The organism is Thermus sp. NMX2.A1 (assembly GCF_000511705.1).
GTDB classification, from domain to species: Bacteria; Deinococcota; Deinococci; order Deinococcales; family Thermaceae; genus Thermus; species Thermus scotoductus.
On the sequence record NZ_ATNI01000116.1, the window covers coordinates 40,832 to 49,050 of the forward strand.

Annotated in this window: 6 protein-coding genes, 1 tRNA gene, 1 pseudogene and 1 riboswitch; of the genes and pseudogenes, 2 read left to right on the forward strand and 6 right to left on the reverse strand. The window is 65.6% G+C overall.

The genetic code is table 11. From position 1 onward, the window contains the following. Positions 1–6: 6 nt before the first annotated feature. The 4 genes from coaD to TNMX_RS11650 all read right to left on the reverse strand — a co-directional run bounded on the left by coaD (position 7) and on the right by TNMX_RS11650 (position 2,626). Positions 7–492, reverse strand: a complete 486-nt coding sequence (coaD, locus tag TNMX_RS11635) for a pantetheine-phosphate adenylyltransferase (protein WP_038032456.1) — start codon at positions 490–492, stop codon at positions 7–9. Continuing rightward, positions 493–1,008 carry an RsmD family RNA methyltransferase gene (locus TNMX_RS11640; RefSeq protein WP_019550176.1) on the reverse strand — a complete coding sequence of 172 codons (516 nt, stop codon included), beginning with the start codon at positions 1,006–1,008 and terminating at the stop codon, positions 493–495. A gap of 10 nt (positions 1,009–1,018) precedes the next feature. Next, positions 1,019–2,509: a PhoU domain-containing protein gene (locus TNMX_RS11645; protein WP_038032464.1), complete on the reverse strand. Its 1,491-nt coding sequence runs from the start codon at positions 2,507–2,509 to the stop codon at positions 1,019–1,021. Between the two features lie 40 nt (positions 2,510–2,549). Beyond that, a tRNA-Pro gene (locus tag TNMX_RS11650) sits at positions 2,550–2,626 on the reverse strand. 116 nt (positions 2,627–2,742) lie between these two features. Further along, positions 2,743–2,879, forward strand: a riboswitch (SAM riboswitch). A gap of 130 nt (positions 2,880–3,009) precedes the next feature. On the opposite strand from TNMX_RS11650, the gene TNMX_RS11655 reads away from it, so the two are divergent. Beyond that, positions 3,010–4,275: an O-acetylhomoserine aminocarboxypropyltransferase/cysteine synthase family protein gene (locus TNMX_RS11655; RefSeq protein WP_038032458.1), complete on the forward strand. Its 1,266-nt coding sequence runs from the start codon at positions 3,010–3,012 to the stop codon at positions 4,273–4,275. Beyond that, positions 4,272–5,415, forward strand: a pseudogene (gene metX, locus TNMX_RS11660) (homoserine O-acetyltransferase). The gene TNMX_RS11655 and the pseudogene metX overlap by 4 nt, the downstream one beginning before the upstream one ends. Before the next feature lie 9 nt (positions 5,416–5,424). Here the strand turns inward: metX and mnmE are convergent. Together mnmE and hemL are read right to left on the reverse strand one after the other, a co-directional pair. Continuing rightward, positions 5,425–6,723: a tRNA uridine-5-carboxymethylaminomethyl(34) synthesis GTPase MnmE gene (gene mnmE, locus TNMX_RS11665; RefSeq protein ID WP_038032460.1), complete on the reverse strand. Its 1,299-nt coding sequence runs from the start codon at positions 6,721–6,723 to the stop codon at positions 5,425–5,427. A gap of 3 nt (positions 6,724–6,726) precedes the next feature. After that, positions 6,727–8,001, reverse strand: coding sequence for a glutamate-1-semialdehyde 2,1-aminomutase (gene hemL / locus TNMX_RS11670; RefSeq protein WP_038032462.1), 1,275 nt, complete (start codon positions 7,999–8,001; stop codon positions 6,727–6,729). Between the last annotated feature and the right edge of the window lie 218 nt (positions 8,002–8,219).

An 8,219-nucleotide genomic window follows, 5' to 3' on the forward strand; every position in this document is an offset into this window, starting at 1 on the left:
GGGATTTTACCCCTGGCCGAACTTGGACTTGAGGGCCCTAAGGGTGGCCGGGGGCACCAGCTTGGATACATCCCCCCCGTAGCGGGCGATCTCCTTGACCATGGTGCTGGACACAAAGGAGTACCGGGTGGCGGCCAGGATGAAGAGGGTTTCCAAGCCCGGCAAAAGCTGGCGGTTCAGGTGGGCCATCTGGAGCTCATACTCATAGTCGGAAACCGCCCTCAGGCCCTTGACGATGGCCTGGGCCCCCACCTGCCTCACGAAATCCACCAGAAGGCCGGAAAAGGTGCGGGCCTCCACGTTGGGCAGGTGGGCAGTGGCCTCCCGCACGATGTTGAGGCGCTCCTCGGCGGTAAAGAGGTACTGCCCCCGCTTGTTGGGGTTTTCCAGCACCGCCACCGTGACCCGGTCAAAGAGGCGGCTTGCCCGCTGGATCACGTCCAAATGGCCGTTGGTAAGGGGATCAAAGCTTCCGGGATAGACCACGTGCATCTAAGCCTCCACCAGGGTGAGGGCGTTTTCCCCGTAAACCCGCCGCTCCCCAAAGGGCAGGTGCAGGTCCTTAGGGTGCTGCAGGATGTAAAGGCCCCCCTTCTCCACCAGGCCGCTTTCCAGGAGGGCCTGGAAGGCCTGGACCAGGTCCAGGGGATAGGGCGGTGCCATGAAGGCCACCGTGTAGCGTTCGCCCCGGGCCTTGGCCTCCGGCAGAAAGACCTCCACGGGAAGGGGAACGATCCGGGCCCGAAGCCCCGTGCGGCGGAGGTTTTCCTTAAGGAGGGCCACCGCTTCCTGGTCCTTCTCCACCAGGGTGGCCTCAAAGCCCTCGCTGGCCGCCTCGAGGCCCACCGCCCCGCTCCCCGCATAGAGGTCCAGGAACCGGCCCCGCTTGGGGTAGCGCAAGCGCAGGTAGTCAAAAAGCGCCTTCCGCAGGCGCACGGGGGAGGGCCTGGCCGAAGCCGGCACCTTCAAGGGCACCCCCTTGGCCTTGCCGCCCAGAATCCTCACCACGCTTCCTAGCTTAAAGCTCCAGGACCAGGCGGCAAAGCCTGTCCACCCCGCTGGAAACCTCCTCCAGGGTGATGAGGAGGTCCAGGTGGGCCAAGGTGGTGGCCCGGCTTTCCGCCCGGCCGCTTTCCAAACGGCTCAGGTGGGCCCGGCGCAGGCGATCCAGAAAGGCCGCCACCTCCCTTTCCTCGGACAAAACCCCTTCCGCCAGGGCCTTGTCCCCCGTGGCCAAGGCGGCCGCCATGCGCTCGAGGCGGCCCAGCACCAACCTTCCCGCCTCCAGGAGGTCCTCCTTGCCTTCCGGGCTAAAGGTCAGGCCCTGGGCCCAAAGCTTCGCCGCCTGGCGCACCACCCGGCGCACCAGGTCCCCGAGGTGCTCAAGCTCACTGGCCGCCACGAAGAACCGCACCGCCCGCTCGTCCCGGGTGCGGGTGGAAAGCTCGGCGGTATAGAGGACCACCTCCCGGGTAAGCCGGTCCACCTTGTCCTCCAGCGCCTCGAGCTCCGCCTCGCCCCCTTCCTCCTGGGCCAGGATCCGCACCGCCCGCGCCAGCATGTTCCGCACGGCATCCGCCACCCGGCCAAGCTCCCGCTGCACCAGGGCGTAGGCCAGGCTAGGGGTTTCCAAAGCCTCGGGGGAAAGGTACTTGGGGCTTACGGTGCGGCGGGGAAAGAGACCTTCGGTAAGGCGCAGGTAACGCCCCTGGAGGGGAAGAAAGGCTATGGCGTAGGCCAGGTGGCTTAGGAGGTGGAGCCCCACCACCCCCACGCTCCCAAGCGGCCCAAGCAGAAGCAAAAAGGGCAGGGAAAAGAGAAAGCGATGCCCCAAAAGGGCCACCCCCAAAGCCCATCCCTCCCGCCTGCCCCCCAAGGCCGCCAGAAAAAGGGCTCCCGAAACCCCCACCCCCGCCCCCAGGGTCAAGGCCATGCTCCCCCCTTGTCCCAAAAAGGGCATAAGGGCAAGGGCCAAGGCCGCCACCCCGTTGGCGGTTCCCAGGAAAAAGGCCAGGACGATCCCCACCACATACAGGGCCCATGGACCCGGATTAAGCAGGCTCAAAAGGGGCGCAAAAGCCTTGGCCCCCTGGCCCATCTCCAAAAAGCCCAGGAAAAGAAGGCCCAAGCCCAAAAGAACCAGCCCGCCGCTTCGGCTTCCCCGGAAGAGGAAAAGAGGAAGGCCCAGAGCCAGCAGGACCTCGGCCACCTCCCTTTGCGCCAGGGCCACCACCCCCACCCAGGCGCCGGCCCCGGCGGTGGCGGCCAGGGAAAGGAGGGCGGCCTGCCCCAGGGAGAAGATCCCCCCTTCCAAAAGCCCCAGGGCCAGGAGGGAAAGGCCGGTGCCGCTACCCGAAAGAAGCCCCAGGAGAAGACCCGAAAGCAGAAGGCTCCCCGGCCTGGAAAAGGCCCGGGCCAGCAGGTACCTTTTCCCCTTTACCGAGGAAAGCCCTTCCCCGATCAGGTGCAACCCCAAAAGCAAGAGGGCAAGGCCCGCCAGAAAGCCCACGGGAGGAGTATACGAAAAGCCGGCCCGTGGGCCGGCCTTCTGGTCGGGGAGACTGGATTTGAACCAGCGACCCCCTCGTCCCGAACGAGGTGCGCTACCGGGCTGCGCTACTCCCCGTAGCGGAGTTCAGTATAGGGGAGGAGGGCCAAAAGGTCAAAGGGTGTTGACGGCCAAGCCCCAAGCCCCTACACTGACCCTTAACCGCGCCGGGGCGCGGCGAAAACCAGCCCGTTCTCTTATCCAGAGCGGTGGAGGGTACGGCCCTGTGAAACCGCGGCAACCTCCCATCCCTTCCGTTTCATGGCCGGATGCGGGTGGGGCTGGTGCCAAGGCCGGCCCGGGTGGGGGAAACGCCCGGGGACGATAAGAGAGGGGGGTAAGCGCCACGCCCAACCCCTTCTAGGCGAGAGAACGGTGCCCTTGCACTTCCCGCCAGAAGGGGCCTTCTTATTGGCCCCTTCCCAAGCGCCCCAGGCGGGTTCTTGGAAAGGAGGCCAAGGATGCGCTTTGAAACCTTGCAGCTCCACGCTGGCTACGAGCCCGAGCCCACCACCTTAAGCCGCCAGGTGCCCATCTACCCCACCACCAGCTACCTTTTCCAGAGTCCCGAGCACGCCGCCAACCTCTTCGCCTTGAAGGAGTTCGGGAACATCTATAGCCGCATTATGAACCCCACGGTGGAGGTGCTGGAACGGCGTCTGGCGGCCCTCGAGGGGGGCAAGGCTGCGCTGGCCACCTCTTCGGGCCACGCCGCCCAGTTCCTGGCCCTCACCACCCTGGCCCAGGCGGGGGACAACATCGTTTCCACTCCGAACCTGTACGGGGGCACCTTCAACCAGTTCAAGGTAACCCTGAAGCGGCTTGGAATAGAGGTGCGCTTCACCTCCAGGGAAGAGCGCCCCGAGGAGTTCTTAGCCCTCACCGACGGGAAAACCCGGGCCTGGTGGGTGGAGTCCATCGGCAACCCCGCCCTGAACATCCCGGACCTCGAGGCCCTGGCCCAAGCCGCCCGGGAAGTGGGGGTAGCCCTTTTCGTGGACAACACCTTCGGCATGGGGGGCTACCTCCTTAGGCCCCTGGAATGGGGAGCGGCGGTGGTAACCCATTCCCTCACCAAGTGGGTGGGAGGGCACGGGGCGGTGATCGCCGGGGGCATAGTGGACGGGGGGAACTTCCCCTGGGACAACGGCCGCTACCCCCTCCTCACCGAGCCTCAGCCCGGGTACCACGGCCTCAGGTTGGTGGAGGCCTTTGGGGACCTGGCCTTCATCGTGAAGGCCCGGGTGGATGGGCTTCGGGACCAGGGACAGGCCCTGGGGCCCTTTGAGGCCTGGGTGGTGCTTCTCGGCATGGAAACCCTTTCCCTACGGGCGGAGCGCCACGTGGAAAACACCCTCCACCTGGCCCACTGGCTTGCGGAGCAACCCCAGGTGGCCTGGGTGAACTACCCGGGCCTCCCCCAGCATCCCCACCACGCCCGCGCCCAGAAGTACTTCCGGGGGAAACCGGGAGCTGTCCTCACCTTTGGCCTGAAGGGAGGGTACGAGGCCGCCAAGCGCTTCATCTCCCGCCTTAAGCTCATCTCCCACCTGGCCAACGTGGGGGATACCCGTACCCTGGCCATCCACCCCGCCTCCACCACCCACTCCCAGCTCTCCCCGGAGGAGCAGGTCCTGGCGGGGGTTTTGCCGGAGATGGTGCGCTTGAGCGTGGGCCTCGAGCATGTGGACGACTTGAAAGCGGAGCTTAGGGAGGCCCTGGCATGAGCGAGATCGCCCTGGAAACCTGGGGGGAGCACGAGGCCCTCATCCTCAAGCCTCCCCGCTCCCCCCTTTCCCATCCCCCCTCCCAGGCCCCGCACCGCCGTGCTCTTCCCCAGGCGGGAAGGGTTTTACACCGAGCTTGGGGGCTTCCTGCCCGAGGTGCGCCTGCGGTTTGAAACCTACGGCCGGCTTTCCCGGCTCAGGGACAACGCGGTCTTGGTCTTCCACGCCCTCACGGGAAGCGCCCACCTGGCAGGCACCTACGACGAGGCCACCTTCCAAAGCCTCTCCCCCCTGGAGAAGGCCTTCGGCCCCCAAGGGTGGTGGGATGCCCTGGTGGGCCCCGGGCGGATCCTGGACCCTGCTCTCTACTACGTGATCTCCGCCAACCACCTGGGAAGCTGCTATGGCTCCACCGGACCCCTCTCCCTAGACCCCCGCACGGGAAGGCCCTACGCCAAGGAGTTTCCCCTCCTTACCATCCGTGACCTGGCCCGGGTCCAGGCAAGGCTTTTGGACCACCTGGGGGTGGAGAAGGCCATCGTGATCGGGGGAAGCTTGGGCGGAATGGTGGCCCTGGAGTTCGCCCTCATGTACCCGGAAAGGGTGAAGAAACTGGTGGTCCTGGCCGCTCCCGCAAGGCATGGCCCCTGGGCCCGGGCCTTCAACCATCTAAGCCGCCAGGCTATCCTCCTAGACCCTGAGTACCATGCCGGTCATCCTGCCCCCAAGGGCATGGCCCTGGCCCGGGGCATCGCCATGATGAGCTACCGGGCACCCAAGGGCTTTGAAACCCGCTGGGGCCAGGAGCCCGAAAAGGGGGAAACCTACCTGGACTACCAGGGGGAGAAGTTCCTTAAGCGCTTCCATGCGGAAAGCTATCTGGTTCTCTCCCGGGCCATGGATACCCACGATGTGGGCCGGGGAAGGGGTGGGGTGGAGGAAGCCCTGAAGCGGCTAAAAAACCTGCCCTCCCTCTTCGTGGGCATAGACACCGACCTCCTCTACCCCGCCGAGGAGGTGCGGCAGGTGGCCCGCTTAAGCGGAGGAAGGTACCGGGAGATCCGTAGCCCCCATGGCCACGACGCCTTCCTGATCGAAACCGACCAGGTGGAGGCCATCCTGGATTCCTTCCTGCCCTGAGGGGCCTGGCTACTTCCCCACGCAGAAATTCTGGAAAACCCGGGCCACCACCTCCTCGGAAACCTCCTTCCTGCCCCTCAAGGAAGCCAGGGCCTTGAGGGCCTCCTCGAGAGCCAATCCCATAAGGTCCTCCGGGAGGTTTTTCGCCTCCAAAAGCCTCTCCCTGGCCTGATGAAGGGCCTCGATCTGCCGCTCGCTCAGGAGGTACTCCCCTCCCCCCCTGCCCAAAAACGCCTCCCGGATGGCCTCCTTAAGCTGGCCTAATCCCTCCCCCGTCACGCTGGACACCGGGATAAACTCCGCATCCTCCCAAAGGGGAGGTAGGTCCGCCTTGGTGGCCACCTTCAAGGTCCTTGGGGGTAAGGGAGGAAGGGAAGGCCTGGGAGCCGAGCGGTCGGCCACGTAGAGCACGAGATCGGCTTCCTCAGCAATTCTTAAAGCTCTTTCCACCCCTGCCCGCTCCAGGGGATCCAAGGTGTCCCGAATGCCCGCTGTGTCCACCGCCACCAGGGGGATGCCGAAGAGCTCCAAAGGCGCTTCCAGGTAGTCCCGGGTGGTGCCGGGGATGGGGGAAACCAAGGCCCGCTCGTAGCCCAGAAGGGCGTTTAGAAGCGAGCTTTTGCCCGCATTGGGAGCTCCGATCAAGGCCAGGCGGGCCCCCCGTTGGGCCAGGCGGGAGGACCTTGCCTGGGCAAGGAGGGCCTCCACCTCCTCCAGCACCTCCCCGATCACCCTTCTGGCCTCGAGGGGCTCCACCCCCTCCTCGGGATAGTCCAGAAGGGCCTGGATGTGGGCAAGAAGGGAAAGAAGCCTATCCTCCAAGGCGGCGATTTTCCGGGAGAAGCTCCCCTCGAGGCTCCTCAAAGCCTGGCGGCGGGCCAGGTCCCCTTCCGCCTCCACCAGGGCCAAGACCGCCTCCGCCTGCGCCAGGTCCAGCTTCCCGTTCATGTAGGCCCGGAAGGTGAACTCCCCAGGACCAGCCAGCCGGGCTCCCGCCTTCACCAGGGCCTCCAGGACCCTCCTCAGCACCGCCATCGAACCATGGGTGTGGAACTCGCAGGCATCCTCCCCCGTGTAGGACCTGGGGGCTCGGAAGACCAAAAGCAGGGCTTGGTCCAACACCTCCCCGGTTTCCGGGTCCACCACCTCCCCCAGGGTAAAGCGCCCCCCTTTCAGCTTCCTGGGGTCCTTTCCCCGCCACACCCGGCTTGCCACCTCCAGGGCTCCCTCCCCGGAAAGCCGCACCACCCCGATGGCCCCCTTGCCCAAGGGAGTGGCGATGGCGCAGATGGGGTCCTTCAGGGTCATGGGCTAGAGGGCTTTCTCCAGGGCCTCGAGGGTAAGGGCCACATCCTCCTCCTTATGCGCCACGGACAGAAAGGCCGCCTCAAAGTTGGAGGGCGGCCAGTACACCCCCCGGTCCAACAGGCCGTGGAAGAAGCGCTTGAAGAGCTCCGTATCCGTGCGCCTGGCCTCCTGGAAGGTGGCCACGGGCCCTTCGGTGAAGAAAACCGTGATCATGGAGCCCAGGCGGTTTACCGTGTGGGGAAGGCCCTTTTGGGAAAGCACCTCCTTGAGCCCTGCCTCCAGCCTGGCCCCCAGGGTTTCCAGGTACCCGTAGTAGCCGGGATTCCTCTCCAGGATCTCCAGGGTAGCCAGGCCCGCGGCCATGGCCAGGGGATTCCCCGAAAGGGTCCCCGCCTGGTAGACGGGTCCCAAGGGGGCCACCTCTTCCATGATCTCCCGCCTGCCCCCGTAGGCGGCGGCGGGAAGGCCGCCTCCCAGGATTTTGCCCAGGGTGATGAGATCGGGCTTAAGCCCAAGCCGCTCCGTGGCCCCACCGAAGGCCAGGCGAAAGCCCGTCATCACCTCGTCGGCGATGAGGAGGATTCCGTACTCCCGGGCCTGGTGCAAGGCCTTGAGGAACTCCTCCGTGGGGATAAGGACCCCGGCGTTGCCCACCACCGGTTCAAAGATGATGGCGGCGATCTCCTCACCCCGTGCCCTAAGAAGCTCCCTAAGCCCCTCGGGATCGTTGTACTCCAGGACCAGGGTAAGGCTGGCGTACTCCTCGGGCACCCCGGCGCTGCTGGGCACGCCCAAGGTGAGGGCTCCGCTTCCCGCCTCCACCAAAAGGCCATCCGCATGCCCGTGGTAGTTGCCCCGGAACTTGACGACATACTTTCTCCCTGTATATCCCCTGGCCAGGCGCAAGGCGCTCATGGTGGCCTCGGTCCCCGAGTTCACGAAACGGACCAGCTCCACCTGGGGGTAGGCCCGCTTCACCGCCTTGGCCAGCTCGGCCTCGAGGGGATGGGGAGCCCCGAAGGTCAGGCCCTGCTCCGCCACCTCCTTCACCCTCCTGACCACCTCCGGGTGGGCGTGGCCCAGAATCAAGGGCCCCCAGCTCAGCACGTAGTCCACGTACCGGTTCCCATCGGCGTCCCACACGTAGGCTCCCTCCCCCCGCACCAGGAAGGGAGGGGTACCCCCCACCGCCTTGAAGGCCCTAACGGGGCTGGAAACCCCGCCCGGGATGTGGGCTTGCGCCTCGGAAAAAAGCCGCTCGGAAATGGGCCTCTCCATACCCTTCACTTTACGCCAGTGGAAAGCCGTGGCCAAACCCCCCGGCCATGTAACCAAAGGATGCCCAGCCCCTGAACCTACGTGGTAAGGTTCCTTATGAGCATGCGGGGCAAAGATGGCCTTTTCAGGGTCGAAAAGGCCCATACTCCTAGGCTCCTCGTCTACATAGACGGCAGCTGCCCTCTCTGCACCAGAGCAGGGCACTTAATCCTCCGCCT

Excerpts from the sequence above, each read along its gene's own strand:
- hemL (WP_038032462.1), bottom strand. The coding sequence starts at position 8,001 with ATGGAGAGGCCCATTTCCGAGCGGCTTTTTTCCGAGGCGCAAGCCCAC.
- coaD (WP_038032456.1), bottom strand. The coding sequence starts at position 492 with ATGCACGTGGTCTATCCCGGAAGCTTTGATCCCCTTACCAACGGCCAT.
- mnmE (WP_038032460.1), bottom strand. The coding sequence starts at position 6,723 with ATGACCCTGAAGGACCCCATCTGCGCCATCGCCACTCCCTTGGGCAAG.
- TNMX_RS11655 (WP_038032458.1), top strand. The coding sequence starts at position 3,010 with ATGCGCTTTGAAACCTTGCAGCTCCACGCTGGCTACGAGCCCGAGCCC.